We start from the raw sequence: 14070 nt of genomic DNA on the forward strand, positions 1-14070 counted from the left end.
GCTCAGGAAGCGAGGATGCGGGCCTTCTCGGCCTCGAATTCGGGTTCCGTGAGTACGCCCTGAGCTTTGAGTTCGGCGAGTTCCTTCAACGCGGTGATCCGGTCCATGCCCGCACCGCCGCCACTCGGCGGTGCGGGCGCGGGCTGCGGCGCGGCGGGTTGCTGCGCATACTGCTGCTGCGCGTACTGCTGTTGCGCGTACGGGTCGTACTGCGACTGTTCCTGCGCCGCCCAGCGTTCCCCCTGACGTCGGGAGACCCGATTGGAGACGGCGGTCGCGGTGCCCGCGACGACGGCGGTGCGGGCGACTCCGCGAAGCAAACCTGGCATGACTGTCTCCTATCGACTCTGTGCCTCGAGGGCATCCAACGACGACAAAAGGCTTTGCACCGGGATGCGCCCGGAGGCCACGAGCTGAGCGCCGTTGCGGCGCAACGCGGACGCGAAAGGCGCCGCCCACCTGTTCTCGTAGACCAGGACCGCGGCCGAACATCCCGGTTCGAGCGCCGCCCCGGCTTCCCTGCGGTCGGCTTCGTCGAGCAGGCCCGAGCCCGCCTCCGCGAACAGGGTGATGTCGAAGTCCCCTTCGAGTCCCATGTCGGCGATGTCGATTCCGGTGAGGGAACCGTCGGTGTCCTTGCGGACGAACGCCAGATCGAGGACCCGGACTATGCCGCGCTCGACGAGGTCGGCCAGCATGGGCAGCGCCGAACCGTCCGGGGGTCGATCCGGGGGAAATTCGATAACGAGATAGTCAATAGGGCCTATCGCGTCGATATCGGTATCGGTCACCGGAAGCCTCTTTTCCGTTGCGAAATGGAGAAATTCGTTCGAATCGGGCCGCCGTACCGATCGGCCTCTCACAGGTCTGCCGGAATACGCACCGGCATCCCGGATCCGAGAAATGACAACTTCGAACTCGGCTGCCATCCCGATGCTAATCTCAGTCATAGCGTACGCCGCCGACCGCCACCCGGTCGCGAAACCTTCAGCCCGGCCCGGACCCTCAGGTTCGAAGCCCGTCCCGACATGGCGTGCATGCGCACATCCCATGCCGATACGAAATCGTCGCGAAAGGGAACCGCAAATGTCGCAACACACGCCTGTGGGCCAGGAAAACCACCGCGTCCGGCAAGGCATCGCCGCGGGCACATCGATTGCGGCCGCGATCATACTGACCACCGTCGGGTTCCTTCAGCTGTTCCAAGGAATCTCGGCGGTCGCCGAGGACGAGTTGTTCGTCCAGGGCCAGCAGTACACCTTCAAATTCGACTTCACCGCCTGGGGATGGACGCACATCGTGCTCGGCGTGGTGATGATCGTCGTCGGCATCGCGTTGATGACCGGCGCGACCTGGGCGCGGGTGTCGGCGATCGTCATCGCGGCGCTGTCGATCATCGCCAACTTCCTGTGGCTGCCGTACTACCCGGGTTGGTCCATCCTGATCATCGCGCTGGACGTGGTGGTGATCTGGGCCGTCACGACGTGGAACCCGGAGACCACGTTCCAGGGGCCGGGTTCCGCCGCCGGCCCCGGAGCGCCGCCCTCCGGCTCGGCGACGGTCTGAGCAGCGCGGCTGCCGGTCGCGTCCCGCAGCCCGAATCCGTTCCTGGAGTGAGGAACCCATGGATTCCAACGCGAGTGACAATGCACCCGAACGTCGGCTGAGCGCGGACGAACGCGCCGAGCTCGAGCGCCTGCGCGCCGAGGTCGCCGCGCTGCGGACGGAGGCGCGCGGTGCGCCGCCGCGGGTGTCGCGGCCACCGCGGCATGCGTGGCGGTGGACCGCGGTGGTGATATTGACGGTGCTGGTCGCCGTCCTGGCGATCACCACGGTGCTGGCGCGCTTCGTGCGCGGCGAGATCCTCGACACCGACCGGTACCTGAGCACGGTGGCGCCGCTGGGGTCGGATCCGGCGCTGCAGACGGAGGTGGCCGACACGGTCACCGACGAGATCTTCGCTCGCGTCGACATCGAGGGCCTGACCGCGGACGCCCTGGCCGCGCTGACCGACGCCGTTCCGGCGACCGCGAACCGGCCTCGGGTGGACCGGGCGGTCGAGGGTCTGGCGCCGGTGATCACGCAGCAGGCCCGCGGCTTCGTCAACGACACCGTGCTGTCGTTCGTGCGCAGCGACCAGTTCGAGGATCTGTGGGTGCAAGCCAACCGCGCCGCCCACACCGCGCTGGTGGGGGTGCTGACCGGCCACGTCGGCCCGCAGTCGGTGACCGTCGACGAGAACGGCACGGTGAGCCTCTCGCTGCGCACCGTGATCGAGAACGTCAAGGCGCGGCTGATCGATCGCGGCTTCACGTTCGCCGAGAAGATCCCCGCGGTCGACAAACAGTTCGTGTTGTTCCGGTCGCCGGAACTGGTACGGGCGCAACGGGCGGTCGACAATCTCGACAAAGCTTCGGCAGTGCTGCCGTGGGTGACGATCGCGGCCGCTGTGGCCGCGATCGCCGCGGCACCCGTCGGCCGTCGCCGCCGCGCCCTGGCCTTCGTGGGTCTCGCGCTTGCGGTGGGCATGCTGATCTTGGCGATCGCGCTGATGATCGCGCGAGCGGTGTATTTGGACAGAATGCCGCCCGATGTGCTGTCCCCGGACGCGGCCACCGTTCTCATCGACACGGTGCTGGTTCCGCTGCGGACCGCGCTGCGCGGGGTCGCCGTGCTCGGTCTCGTGATCGCGGTGGGCGCTTACCTCACCGGAGGCTCGGCCTCGGCCACCGTGGTGCGCCGCGATTTCGGGCGTGCCATGGACGCGGTACAGCGACTGCGGCGATCGCGTCCGCCGAACCCCGTGGAGACCTGGGCTTTCCGGGCGCGCACCGCGCTGCGCTGCGCGATCATCGGCATCGCCGCGCTGCTGCTGGTGTTCTGGCGCTACCCCACCGGTCTCGTGGTGGTGTGGATCGTCCTGGGCGCGCTGCTGGCGCTGCTCCTGCTGGAGCTGTTGATTCGTCCCGCTCGGGCCTGGCAACAACCAGCCGAGCCCGAAACGAAGGACGGGGCCACGGCCGGGACCGGTACGTGATGGCGGGAGCGGAGCGCCGCTCGGCGCAGCCGCCGATGGCTGGGCAGTGGTGGGCCAGGGCGGCATTCGCCGCCGTGATCGCCGCGGCCGTGCTGCCACTCGCGGTGGCCGGGCTGCTCGGTCTGCTCACCTTGCTGATCGCCGTGACGGGCGGCGTCGCGGTCGGCGTCGCCGGAATCTACTGGTCCTTGGTCAACCGTGGCGCGGTGCGGGTCGCTTCGGCGGCTCTGGCGATCCTGGCGCCGGTCGCGGTGGCGCTTCTCTTCGTCCGGGAGCGTCAGCTGTGGGTGGTGCTGGTCTCCGGAGCCCTGGTCGCGGTGGCCGTGGCGTGCGCACGCCGGGCATTGCGGAACGATCCCGGCGAGTCACGACTGCCCGAGTTCCCCGCCGCCCCGGCACAACACCCGTTCCTGGTGATGAATCCCCGCTCCGGCGGGGGCAAGGTGGTCGAGTTCGAGCTGCCACGCAAGGCCAGGGAACTCGGCGCCGAAGTGGCGCTGCTGTCCGGGTCGCATCCGATCGATGTCGCCGCGCTGGCCCGGCGAGCGGTTCAGGGGGGCGCCGACCTCCTCGGCGTGGCAGGCGGCGACGGAACGCAGGCCTCGGTCGCGGCGGTCGCCGCGGAACACCGGCTACCGTTCGTGGTGATCGGCGCCGGTACACGAAACCATTTCGCGCGGGATCTCGGACTGGATACGAAGAACCCGGCCGCGGGCTTGGCTGCGCTGCGCGACGGTGTCGAGATCCTGGTCGACCTCGGCACCGTCAACGGGCGCACGTTCGTCAACGCCTCCTTCGGCGTCTACGCGGAGGTGGTGCGGAGTCCGCAGTATCGCGACGACAAGACCGGGACCGTGTTGCGCCTGCTACCCGACCTGCTCGGACGTGGCTCCGACACCGGGTTGCGAGCGCGCATCGGCAACGTGTCCGTGGACGGGCCCCAGGCGGTCCTGGTCAGCAACGGCCCTTACGCCACCGGCGATCTCGCGGGCCTCGGCCGCCGCGCCCGGTTGGACGCGGGCCTGCTCGGCGTGGTGACGGTCACGGTGGCGAGCACGCGCCAAGCGGTGGGCCTGCTGCGGAGGGCGCACGATCGCGGTCTGGTGCGGCTCACCGCCACCGAGGTGGTCGTCGACGCGGACCGGGCCGAGATCCCGGCCGGTGTGGACGGCGAATCCCTCCGCCTCGAAACGCCGGTGCGCTGCGCGATCTCGCCGGGCGCGCTGCGGGTGCGGGTGCCGCGGACCCGGCCGGGCACGCGGGTGCCGCCACCGACGCTGAACTGGGCGCGGTTGCGAGAACTGGCCGGGCCGCGCAAATTTCGCTGACCGCTACCTGCGATGCACCCTGGCGCAAACCTGCTCGGTGAATTCGCTGGTGGATGCCAGTCCGCCGAGGTCGGCGGTGGCGATGCCCGCCTCGAAGGTCGCGGCGACGGCGCGTTCGATCCGCTCGCCCGCCCGCGCCAGGGCCATCTCGGCGTCCCGGGTCGCCAGCCAGCGCAAGAGCATCGCCGCCGACAGTTGCAGCGCCACCGGGTTCGCCCGGTTGTGCCCGGCCAGCGACGGGGCCGCGCCGTGCACCGCCTGCGCCATGGCCGCGGTGGCCGAACAGTTGAGCGACGCGGCCAGCCCGAGCGATCCGCTCAACTCACCGGCCAGGTCGGACAGGATGTCGCCGAACAGGTTCTCGGTGACCAGGACGTCGTAGTCGGAGGCGGCGCGGACCAAGTGCGCGGCCGCCGCGTCGACGTGTTCCTCATCGACCTCGATTCCCGGGTAGTCCTGGCCGACTGCACGGCAGACGTCGCGGAACAGGCCCATGGTCAGGGGCAGGACGTTGGCCTTGTGCACGATCGTCACCCGTTTGCGCCGGGTCGCGGCCAGCCGGAACGCCTGATGCGCGATCCGCTCGCAGGCGGCCCGGGTCACCAGTCCGACCGACATCGCGATGTCCGGCGTCGGCCGGAATTCCCCCGACCCGGCGAACATGTTGCGGTCGGCATAGAACCCCTCGCTGTTCTCCCGCACGATCACCAGGTCGATATCCGGGGCCGCCGCGTGCACACCCGCGAAGGCCCGCGCGGGACGGATGTTGGCGTAGAGGTCGAAATGCTTGCGGATCACCCCGCCCGGCGCGACGCGATGTTCGGCCGGATAGGACGCGTTGTCGTGCGGGCCGAGAATCCACGCGTCCACACCGGCCAGCTGCTCGAGCGTCTGCTCGGGCAGCGGAGTGCCGAACTCGGCGATGGCCTGGTGTCCCATGGCCAGTGGCACCCACTCGACCGGGGCGGCGCCCGCCGCGGACAGCGCCTCGTCGACGACCTGCCTGGCGGATCGCACCACCTCGGGGCCGATGCCGTCGCCGTCGATCAGGCCGAGTCGCAGTGCCCGGTGCGCCCGGGGTCGCTTCACGTCGTTCACCGGGACATCCTCCCGCCGGCGCGCCCGGCCGCCGGAACCGGCCCGCGGACACGCCGGTTGCGGCTACCTTCGGGAGACCATGGTGCAGTCGGTCGAACTACTCCTCGACGAGGCCGCCGACACGGAGATCCGCCGCCAGTGGCAACTGCTGGCGGAAGCGGGCGTGCCGAGCCTCGCCGCGCGCACCGACGAGTCCAACCGCCCGCACATCACCGCAGGGGTGGCCAGGCAGATCTGGCCGCGCATCGAGCAGGCGCTGGACGAGCAGGCCTTCGCGCCGATCCCCGTGCGGCTCGGCGGGCTGGTGGTCTTCGGCGCCCGCCGCTCCATCCTGGTGCGGATGGTGGTCCCGTCCGAGGCACTGCTCGCCCTGCACCGCCGGATCTTCCACACGATCTCCCCGTGCCCCGGCGTTCCGGCCAACCTGCATCCGGACGCGTGGACCCCGCACATCACCCTCGCCAGGCGGGTGCCCCCGCACCAGCTCGGCGAGGCCATCCACGCCGTCGCGCGGGACCGGGATTTCCCCGCGACGGTGCTGGGTATCCGTCGATGGGACGGGGATCAGCGGCGCGAGTGGCCGGTCGGCCGGATCCGTCGTGGAAGATAACCGAGGCAGCCCGCGTTGTAGCAGGCACACCGAAACGAGAGGACGTCATGGCCACCCAGACGCTGACCCAGCACAATTTCGATGAGGTAGTCACCGGAAACGACGTGGTACTCGTCGATTTCTGGGCCGATTGGTGCGGCCCGTGCAAGAGTTTCGCACCGACTTTCGAGGCCTCCTCCACCAAGCACCCCGACGTGGTGCACGGAAAGGTCGACACCGAATCCGAGCAGGGCCTCGCGGCGGCTGCCAACATCCGCTCCATCCCGACCATCATGGCTTTCCGGGAGGGCGTGCTGGTGTTCGCGCAGCCCGGCGCGCTGCCGCCCGCGGCGCTCGAGGACCTGGTGACCCAGGTCAAGGCGCTGGACATGGACGAGGTGCGCAAGCAGCTCGCCGAGCAGCAGAAGGCCGAACAGTAGTTCGCGTGGCGCGGTGCGGCACTGCGCCACAACGGAATTCACTCGGGCCCGGGGACGGACACGCGAAAGCGGCAGTCCGTGTCCGGGCCTGTCGCACGTCAGTGGCCGGGCGCGAACCTCGGGGCGGCAGGCCGCCGCCCCGAGGCCGAATGACCCGATGTCAGGACACGCCGAGCAGGTTGACGCCCGCGATCATGGCGCGGACCGTCGACTCGGCGCCGTCGTCGGCGATCGCCGCGCCCCAGCCGCGCCTGCCGTTGCATTCGCACTGCACGAAGGTGGCGGTGCCCTCGGCGGTGCGCCGCTGGTGGAATTGCAGGATCTCGACGGGGTAGCCCTCCTCGTAGAGGGCCGAGGTCATCGCCGCGACGGGGCTGCCGGTGGCGACGACGGTCCGCAGATGCCCGGCGAACTCCAGCGTGGCGGTGAACTCCGCGGTTCTGGCGCCCGCGGGCGACCACTCGCCGAGCCGGATCGGACCGCCGTGCGCACAGTAACGGCTGTGGAACTGCGCCGAGGTCAGCCCGGTGGCTTCGGCCCGTAGGCCCTTGGGCGCGGCGGCCTGGAACATGTCTGTATCAAGAGTCAGGATGGTCATTGAAAGTAGGTCTTCCCGAAGAATGTCGTGGCTCAGTTGACAGAGGGGACCAGCACTAACAAGTGGAAATGCCCGCAGCGAGGGGGCCGGCCCGAATCAGACCCCGCTACGGCGGGCTACTACGAGAACTCGGGGAAGCGGCGCCACCATCGCGGTGAGCGGAAGTAGCTCGGCGCGATCCTCGGACACGGAGGCGGTAGCCTGCGTTGCCACGGAGGGCCCGATGAGCGACGCCGAAAGCAAAGCGCTGTCGCGGTCTGCGACATGGAGCGCTGCGCTGCGGCGGTCGGCGGGTTTCGGCACGGCATCGAGGATAGGGACATCGCGGCGCAATAGCAACCACATTCGATGCCCGAATTGTCTACTGGCGAGTATCAAACGTGCAGTTCAGCGCGGTGCGGCGAGGGCAAGGGTAGCGTCGGTGACATGGGTCTCCTCGTGGCGATGACCATTCCCGGTCTGGCCGTCCTGCTCATCCTGTTCGCCTTCGCCGAAGTCGCCTGGAACAAACTCACCGGCGGCCGCGCGCTGCCCTGGACTCGCAAGCGGTCGGGGCTTCCGGTCGCGGCGGCGGGGTTCGAAGAGGTCACGGCGGTTTTCCAAGGCGGCAAGCACCACGAGTTCGAGCAGCGGATGACGACGCTGATGCATCGGGAGGACGCATCCGACGGCGCGCCACCCCGCGACGAGGTGGATCTCGGCGCCGGATCGGCGCGCCTGATCGTGCGACAGCCCTCGTGAAATACGCCACACGCAGTGCGATCCGGGTGACTTCACCCGGATCCCACTGGCGCAGTGTGAAATTCGTCCCTATCGGGGCAGAACCTCGTTCAGCTTTCCGGTGGCGACGTCGAAGACGAAGCCGCGGATGGAGTCCTTGTGCGGCACGAACGGGCTCGCGACGATGCGCGCGATCGATTGGCGCACATCGGTTTCCAGGTCCGAGAAAGCCTCAGCCGACCACTCGGGCTTGATGCCGGTCTCCTCCTGGATGCTCGCCTTGAAGTCGTCGTCGGTGAAGGTGAGCATGCCGCAGTCGGTGTGGTGGATCAGGATGATCTCCCTGGTCCCCAGCAGCCGCTGGCTGATGGCCAGCGAGCGGATCTCGTCGGCTGTGACGACGCCGCCGGCGTTGCGGATGACGTGCGCCTCGCCCTCGGCGAGGCCGAGCGCGCCGTAGACATTGAGCCGCGCGTCCATACACGCGACCACGGCCACGCCCTTCGCGGGCGGCAGCGGCAGCGGGCCTTGGAAGGTGCTCGCGTACGCCGCGTTGTTCTCCAGGTACTCATCGGTGACAGTCATGGGCCATCCCCTGCGCTCGGTATGCGTGAATCCCTATGTATGACCAGCCCCACGGTAGGTGGCCGCGCGGCACGGGACATGGATCCCGTTCACCGTGATTCGTTTACTTGCGCGCGGTGGCCCGATGATAGCTCTCGGGATGCCCGATGCCGGGCCCGTGCGGTGGGGCCCGGCATGTCGGTGCGGTGTGCCCGCACCGGTCAGTGCGCGGCCGAGTCCCAGCTGCGGCCGACGCCGACGGAGACCTCCAGCGGCACCGAGAGGGCGATCGCGGCGGACATCTGCTCACACGCCAGCGCCTCGAGCGTCTCTCGTTCCCCGTCGGCGACCTCGAACAGCAGTTCGTCGTGGATCTGCAACAGCATCCTGGAGCGCAAACCCGCCTCGCGCATCGCCCGGTGCACGTTGATCATCGCCACCTTGATGATGTCGGCCGCGGTGCCCTGGATGGGGGCGTTGAGCGCCATCCGTTCGGCGGCCTCCCGGCGCTGCCGGTTGCTGGAATCCAGATCGGGCAGGTACCGGCGGCGGCCGAACAGCGTCTCGGTGTAGCCGACCTTGCGTGCCTGCTCCACCACCTCGTACAGATAGTCGCGGATGCGGCCGAAGCGGGCGAAGTAGACCTCCATCTGCTCCTTCGCCTCGGTGGTGCTGATCTTCAGCTGCGCGGACAGACCGTAGGAGCTCAACCCGTAGGCCAGGCCGTAGGACATCGCCTTGATCCGGCGGCGCAGTTCCGGGCTCACCTCGGAGATCGGGATGTCGAAGGCCTTCGACGCCACGAAGCTGTGCAGGTCCTCCCCCGAGTTGAACGCCTCGATCAGGCCCTCGTCCCCGGACAGGTGCGCCATGATCCGCATCTCGATCTGGCTGTAGTCGGCGGTCATCAGCGACTGGTACCCGGAGCCGACCACGAAGGTGTCGCGGATCTGCCTGCCGGTATCGGTGCGGATCGGGATGTTCTGCAAGTTCGGTTCGGTGGAGGACAGCCGCCCGGTGGCCGCGATCGTCTGGTTGAACGTGGTGTGGATGCGACCGTCCTCGGCGACGCACTTGAGCAGGCCGTCGACGGTGACCTTCAAGCGCGTGGCGTCGCGGTGCGTGAGCAGATGCTCCAGGAAGGGGTGCTGGGTCTTCTCGTAGAGCGATTCCAGCGCGTCCGCGTCGGTGGTGTAGCCGGTCTTGGTGCGCTTGGTCTTCGGCATGTCCAGCTCGTCGAACAACACCACCTGCAATTGCTTGGGCGAGCCCAGGTTGATCTGCTTGCCGATCACCTCGTAGGCCGCCTCGGCCGCCTCGGCCACCCGGTCGGCGAACTGCCGCTGCAGCGTCGCCAACTGGTCGGTGTCCACCGCGATGCCCGCTTCCTCCAAGGTGGACAGCACACCCAGCAGCGGCAGCTCCATGTCCGCCAGCAGCGGGGTGGACTCGATCTGGGCCAGTTCCCCGTCGAGCGTGTCGGCCAGGTCGGCGACGGCACGCGCGCGCAGCATCTGCGCCCGCGCGAGCTCGGCGTCGACGGCGTCCTCGTCGTCGAGCAGCGACAACTGCGCGGTCTCGCCGGTCTCGGCGCGCAACTCGCGGTGCAGGTAGCGCAGTGACAGGTCGTCGAGGTTGAACGTGCGCTGGCCCGGGCGGACCAGATACGCCGCCAGCGCGGTGTCGCTGGTCAGCCCGCCCAGTGCCCAGCCGCGGCCGCGCAGGGCGTGCAGGGCGGCCTTGGCCTCGTGCAGCGCCTTCGGCACGGCCGGGTCGGCCAGCCAGGCGCCCAGCGCCGCCTCGTCCTCGGGGGTGAGCACCGTGACGTCGATGTAGCCGCTCTCGCCGTCACCTGCGGCGATGGCGAGCGCACGAACGTCACCGCCGGCCGGGGAGCCGGTGCCGAGGATCGAGACACCGTGGCGCACACCGGCTTTCGCGTGCTCGGCGAGCCAGTCCGCGACCGCACCGATCTCCAGCGCGCCGCCGCTGATCTCGAAACCGGCCTCCGCCTCCGGCTCCGGCGGAGCCAGCGTCTCGAACAGCCGGTCGCGCAGCACGCGGAACTCGAGATCGTCGAACAGCTGATGGATCTTCTCGCGATCCCACGGCCCCTGCGCCAGCTGATCGGGGGTGTACGGCAGCGGCACCTCCCGCATCAGCTCGGTGAGCTGCCGGTTGAGCACCACGCTGCTCAGATTGGCCCGCAGCGCGTCGCCGACCTTGCCTTTCACCTGGTCGACCTTCTCGACCAGCGTGTTCAGGTCGCCGTACTCGCGGATCCACTTGGCCGCGGTCTTCTCCCCCACGCCGGGAATGCCGGGCAGGTTGTCACTCGGATCGCCGCGCAGCGCCGCGTAGTCGGGGTACTGGTTGGGCGTGAGGCCGTATTTGGCCATCACTTCGTCAGGGGTGAACCGGGTGAGGTCGGACACGCCCTTGCGCGGGTACAGCACCGTGACGTTCTCGTTCACCAACTGGATGGAGTCCCGGTCGCCGGTGACGATGAGCACGCGGAAACCCGCGGCCGTCGCCTGCGTGGTGAGCGTGGCGATGATGTCGTCGGCCTCGAAGCCCTCGATCGCCATCACCGGAATGCCCAGCGCGCCCAATACGTCCTTGGTGAGTTCCACCTGCCCGCGGAACTCGTCCGGCGTGGTGGTGCGGTTGGCTTTGTACTCCGGATACGCCTCGGCGCGGAAGGTCTGGCGCGACACGTCGAACGCCGCGGCCACATGCGTCGGCTTCTCGTCGCGCAGCAGGTTGATCAGCATCGCGGTGAAGCCGTAGACCGCGTTGGTGGTCTGCCCGGTGACCGTCTTGAAATTCTCCGCCGGTAGCGCGAAGAACGCGCGATAGGCGATCGAATGCCCGTCCAGCAACAGCAGCGTCGGCCGGTCTCCCGAGCCGGGATCGCCGGAGCCGGACGCGGGGGCAGGACGCGGAGCGGTCGTGGGTGAACTCACGCCCCAGAGTCTAGGGACCGGCACCGACAAGGCGATACGCCGACACCCGGCAGCCGGAGCCGCCGGGACCGGATTCCGGTCCGCGGGGCGCGAGTACCGGTCGCGCCCCGCGCCGTCAGAGTGTGCCCGCCAGTTCCCGCAGCACCGGCAGACTCACCGATCCGGAGCCGAGCACCACGTCGTGGAAGGCCTTGATGTCGAAGTCCGCGCCGAGCCGCTCGGTGGCCGCCACCCGCTGGCGCAGGATTTCCAGCTGCCCGATCTTGTAGCCGACCGCCTGCCCCGGCATCGCGATGTAGCGGTCCACCTCCACGGTGATCTCGGCCAGCCCGACCGGCGCGTTGGCCACCATGAAGTCGATCGCCTGCTGCCTGCTCCAACCTTTCGCGTGCAGGCCGGTGTCGACCACCAACCGGCAGGAGCGCCAGGAATCGCCCGCCAGCATGCCCAGGCGGCCGAGATCGTCCTCGTACAAACCCATCTCGTCGGCAAGCCGCTCGGTGTAGAGCGCCCAGCCCTCGACGAACGCGGTGTTGGCGAAGGACTGGCGCTGGAAACGCGGCAGGTGATCGAGTTCGTTGGCGATGGTGAGTTGCAGATGATGACCGGGGATCGCCTCGTGGTAGGCCACCGACGCGGTCTCGAAGCGCCCACGGCCGGTGGGATGGTGCTGGTTGACGAAGTACGTGCCCGGCCTGGACCCGTCGGCGGCCGGCGGGAAGTAATACGCCGCAGGCGAATCCGCGGCCAGGAACTCCGGCACCGGGACGATGTCGCAGGACTCCTTCGGCAGGCGTCCGAACCAGTTCCCCATTTCGGCGGTCGCCACGGCCAGGGCGCGGCGGGCGTCGAACATGATCTGCTCGGCGTCGTCGTAGCGCAGCGCGGGATCGTCGCGCAGCCGACCGAAGATCGCACCGAGATCGCCGGTGCCGAACAGGCGCGCGCCCACCGTCGCGTATTCCTCGCGCAGCTTCGCCAGCTCGGCGAGGCCGAGTTCGTGGATCTCGTCGGCGCCGAGATCGGGCAGCGTGGTGTGGTGGCGCAGCAGCCGCCGGTAGATGTCCTCGCCGTCGGCGCCGAGCCAGCACAGGCCCGGCTGGTCGTCGGGACGCGCGGCGGGCAGCAGTTCGTCGTACAGCGCGTCGCGGTAGACCTGGAACGCAGGCCGGATGACATCCCGCGTCACCTCGGTCAATTCGGAGCGCCATGCGGCCTCGCCGTCCCAGCCCTCCGGACCGGCGAAGGTGACGAACGGATCGGCGGCCACGTCGGAATCCAGGTAGCCGTCCAGCTGATTGAGCGAGCGCTCGATGGCGATCCGGGCGGGCGTGCGGCCCGCGGCCAGTCCCGCGCGGAACCGCTCCACGGCCTGGCCGAGCATGTCCCCGAACTGGCGGTAGCGGCGTACCAGCGCCAGCGCGTGCTCCGGCCGCGGCGCGTTCGTCTGCGGCGCCACCATCAGCACGCCCGCGTGCACGCCGTTCATCTGGTCGGAGGCCAGTTCCAGCGGCCGCCACTCCAGATGCTCGACCGCACCGTTCAATTCGGTGCGCAGCAAGCTGCGGGTGATGCGGTCGCCCTGGCTCAACCCCTCGGCGTCGAGCGCGTCGACCGCGCACAGCAGATCGCGCCAGGTCGACAGCAACCGCTGTTCGGCGTCGACGGACAGATCCTCGATCCGATCGTCGAAGCGGCGGTCGCCGAGCAGGGTCGCCTCGCTCGGCGCCGCCTCGAGGACGCTGTCCCAGTACCGCTCGGCCAAGCTCATCAGCTCGTCGTGACCATCCATGGTCACGATCATGCCTCGAGCCAGGCCGCGCGGCACCGGAGTCTGCGGCGAGTTAGGCGAAGCCGCCCCAGCGAAGGCGGAGGTACGCCTCAACGGCGCAGCCGGACGAAGTCCGTCCTCAGCCCGCGCATGGCCGCAGCGAAGGCGGAGGTACGCCTAGCCCACGCCGAGATACGCCGATTTCACCGCGGGATCGGTGAGCAATTCCGCGCCGCGGCCGGTCTTGGTGACCTCACCGGTCTCCATGATGTAGGCGCGGTCGCTGCGGGCCAGCGCCTGCTGTGCGTTCTGCTCCACCAGCAGCACCGTGGTGCCCTGCTGGTTGATCTCGCCGATGATCCGGAAGATCTGCTGGATCACCATGGGCGCCAACCCCATCGACGGTTCGTCGAGCAGCAGCAGCCGCGGCCGCGCCATCAGCGCGCGGGCGATGGCCAGCATCTGCTGCTCACCGCCGGAGAGCGTGCCGCCGACCTGCTTGCGCCGCTCCAGCAACCGGGGAAAGAGCTCGAACACCCACTCCAAGGTCCGGTCGTACTCGGCCTTCTGCTTGAAACCTCGTCCGTAGCAACCCATGTCGAGGTTTTCCTGCACCGTCATGCCGGGGAAGACGCCCCGGCCCTCCGGCGCTTGGATCAACCCGTGCAGCACCCGCTCGTGCGCCTTCATCTGGGTGATGTCGCGACCCTCGAACAGGATCCGGCCACGCGTCAACGGCAGCAGTCCCGACATCGCGCGCATCGTGGTCGTCTTGCCCGCGCCGTTGGCGCCGAGCAGGGTGACCAGCTCGCCCTCCGCGACGGTCAGCGAGATCCCGTGCAGCGCTTGGATCCTGCCGTAGTTGACGACCATGCCCTCGACTTCGAGCAGCGGTGTGCCCGCTGCGGTCTCGCGTGCCGTCTCCGCCACCGGCTCGGTGGCCGCCGCCTTGGCGAGCG

Annotated in this window: 14 protein-coding genes; 6 read left to right on the forward strand and 8 right to left on the reverse strand. The window is 69.2% G+C overall.

The features are described 5' to 3' along the window. Positions 1-2: 2 nt before the first annotated feature. Positions 3-329, reverse strand: coding sequence for an SHOCT domain-containing protein (locus ABZW96_RS26005; protein WP_355078235.1), 327 nt, complete (start codon positions 327-329; stop codon positions 3-5). Positions 330-338: 9 nt separating this feature from the next. After that, on the reverse strand, positions 339-791 hold the full coding sequence (locus ABZW96_RS26010) for a DUF6325 family protein (protein ID WP_355078236.1): 453 nt from the start codon (positions 789-791) through the stop codon (positions 339-341). A 295-nt stretch (positions 792-1086) separates the two neighbouring features. Here ABZW96_RS26010 and ABZW96_RS26015 point away from each other — a divergent pair, with 295 nt between their 5' ends. From ABZW96_RS26015 to ABZW96_RS26025, 3 genes are read left to right on the forward strand one after another with little or no spacing between them, the layout of a single operon-like run. After that, the gene (locus tag ABZW96_RS26015; RefSeq protein WP_355078237.1) at positions 1087-1566 is read left to right on the forward strand and encodes a hypothetical protein; all 480 of its coding nucleotides are present in this window, start codon (positions 1087-1089) and stop codon (positions 1564-1566) included. A gap of 58 nt (positions 1567-1624) precedes the next feature. Continuing rightward, the gene (locus ABZW96_RS26020) at positions 1625-3037 is read left to right on the forward strand and encodes a hypothetical protein (RefSeq protein WP_355078238.1); all 1413 of its coding nucleotides are present in this window, start codon (positions 1625-1627) and stop codon (positions 3035-3037) included. Beyond that, on the forward strand, positions 3037-4365 hold the full coding sequence (locus ABZW96_RS26025) for a diacylglycerol kinase family protein (protein ID WP_355078344.1): 1329 nt from the start codon (positions 3037-3039) through the stop codon (positions 4363-4365). The genes ABZW96_RS26020 and ABZW96_RS26025 overlap by 1 nt, the downstream gene beginning before the upstream one ends. A 3-nt stretch (positions 4366-4368) precedes the next feature. Here ABZW96_RS26025 and ABZW96_RS26030 read toward each other — a convergent pair whose 3' ends face one another. Further along, positions 4369-5463: an isocitrate/isopropylmalate family dehydrogenase gene (locus tag ABZW96_RS26030; RefSeq protein WP_355078239.1), complete on the reverse strand. Its 1095-nt coding sequence runs from the start codon at positions 5461-5463 to the stop codon at positions 4369-4371. Between the two features lie 79 nt (positions 5464-5542). Between ABZW96_RS26030 and ABZW96_RS26035 the strand changes: the two genes are divergently transcribed. Together ABZW96_RS26035 and trxA are read left to right on the forward strand one after the other, a co-directional pair. After that, complete coding sequence (locus ABZW96_RS26035; RefSeq protein WP_355078240.1) at positions 5543-6073, forward strand: 2'-5' RNA ligase family protein; 531 nt, start codon at positions 5543-5545, stop codon at positions 6071-6073. Positions 6074-6120: 47 nt separating this feature from the next. Next, a complete protein-coding gene (trxA, locus tag ABZW96_RS26040) occupies positions 6121-6492 on the forward strand; it encodes a thioredoxin (protein ID WP_355078241.1) in 372 nt (123 codons plus the stop codon). A 160-nt stretch (positions 6493-6652) separates the two neighbouring features. Here the strand turns inward: trxA and ABZW96_RS26045 are convergent, their stop codons facing one another. After that, complete coding sequence (locus tag ABZW96_RS26045) at positions 6653-7090, reverse strand: 2-keto-3-deoxygluconate kinase (protein WP_355078242.1); 438 nt, start codon at positions 7088-7090, stop codon at positions 6653-6655. Between the two features lie 426 nt (positions 7091-7516). Between ABZW96_RS26045 and ABZW96_RS26050 the strand changes: the two genes are divergently transcribed. Beyond that, positions 7517-7831, forward strand: a complete 315-nt coding sequence (locus ABZW96_RS26050) for a DUF6191 domain-containing protein (protein ID WP_355078243.1) — start codon at positions 7517-7519, stop codon at positions 7829-7831. 69 nt (positions 7832-7900) lie between these two features. On the opposite strand, the gene ABZW96_RS26055 is transcribed toward ABZW96_RS26050, so the two are convergent. From ABZW96_RS26055 to ABZW96_RS26070, 4 genes are all read right to left on the reverse strand, one after another. Further along, positions 7901-8395, reverse strand: coding sequence for a carbonic anhydrase (locus tag ABZW96_RS26055; protein ID WP_355078244.1), 495 nt, complete (start codon positions 8393-8395; stop codon positions 7901-7903). 200 nt (positions 8396-8595) lie between these two features. After that, the gene (polA, locus tag ABZW96_RS26060; protein ID WP_355078245.1) at positions 8596-11340 is read right to left on the reverse strand and encodes a DNA polymerase I; all 2745 of its coding nucleotides are present in this window, start codon (positions 11338-11340) and stop codon (positions 8596-8598) included. 115 nt (positions 11341-11455) lie between these two features. Further along, a complete protein-coding gene (locus ABZW96_RS26065; RefSeq protein WP_355078246.1) occupies positions 11456-13132 on the reverse strand; it encodes a DUF885 domain-containing protein in 1677 nt (558 codons plus the stop codon). 156 nt (positions 13133-13288) lie between these two features. Further along, positions 13289-13984: an ABC transporter ATP-binding protein gene (locus ABZW96_RS26070; RefSeq protein WP_245562527.1), complete on the reverse strand. Its 696-nt coding sequence runs from the start codon at positions 13982-13984 to the stop codon at positions 13289-13291. Positions 13985-14070: the final 86 nt, after the last annotated feature.

Source organism: Nocardia sp. NPDC004168 (assembly GCF_040610355.1).
Taxonomy (GTDB): domain Bacteria; phylum Actinomycetota; class Actinomycetes; order Mycobacteriales; family Mycobacteriaceae; genus Nocardia; species Nocardia sichangensis.

Excerpts from the sequence above, each read along its gene's own strand:
- ABZW96_RS26005 (WP_355078235.1), bottom strand. The coding sequence starts at position 329 with ATGCCAGGTTTGCTTCGCGGAGTCGCCCGCACCGCCGTCGTCGCGGGC.
- ABZW96_RS26015 (WP_355078237.1), top strand. The coding sequence starts at position 1,087 with ATGTCGCAACACACGCCTGTGGGCCAGGAAAACCACCGCGTCCGGCAA.
- ABZW96_RS26020 (WP_355078238.1), top strand. The coding sequence starts at position 1,625 with ATGGATTCCAACGCGAGTGACAATGCACCCGAACGTCGGCTGAGCGCG.
- ABZW96_RS26025 (WP_355078344.1), top strand. The coding sequence starts at position 3,037 with ATGGCGGGAGCGGAGCGCCGCTCGGCGCAGCCGCCGATGGCTGGGCAG.
- ABZW96_RS26035 (WP_355078240.1), top strand. The coding sequence starts at position 5,543 with ATGGTGCAGTCGGTCGAACTACTCCTCGACGAGGCCGCCGACACGGAG.
- trxA (WP_355078241.1), top strand. The coding sequence starts at position 6,121 with ATGGCCACCCAGACGCTGACCCAGCACAATTTCGATGAGGTAGTCACC.
- ABZW96_RS26045 (WP_355078242.1), bottom strand. The coding sequence starts at position 7,090 with ATGACCATCCTGACTCTTGATACAGACATGTTCCAGGCCGCCGCGCCC.
- ABZW96_RS26050 (WP_355078243.1), top strand. The coding sequence starts at position 7,517 with ATGGGTCTCCTCGTGGCGATGACCATTCCCGGTCTGGCCGTCCTGCTC.
- ABZW96_RS26055 (WP_355078244.1), bottom strand. The coding sequence starts at position 8,395 with ATGACTGTCACCGATGAGTACCTGGAGAACAACGCGGCGTACGCGAGC.
- ABZW96_RS26065 (WP_355078246.1), bottom strand. The coding sequence starts at position 13,132 with ATGGATGGTCACGACGAGCTGATGAGCTTGGCCGAGCGGTACTGGGAC.
- ABZW96_RS26070 (WP_245562527.1), bottom strand. The coding sequence starts at position 13,984 with ATGGTCGTCAACTACGGCAGGATCCAAGCGCTGCACGGGATCTCGCTG.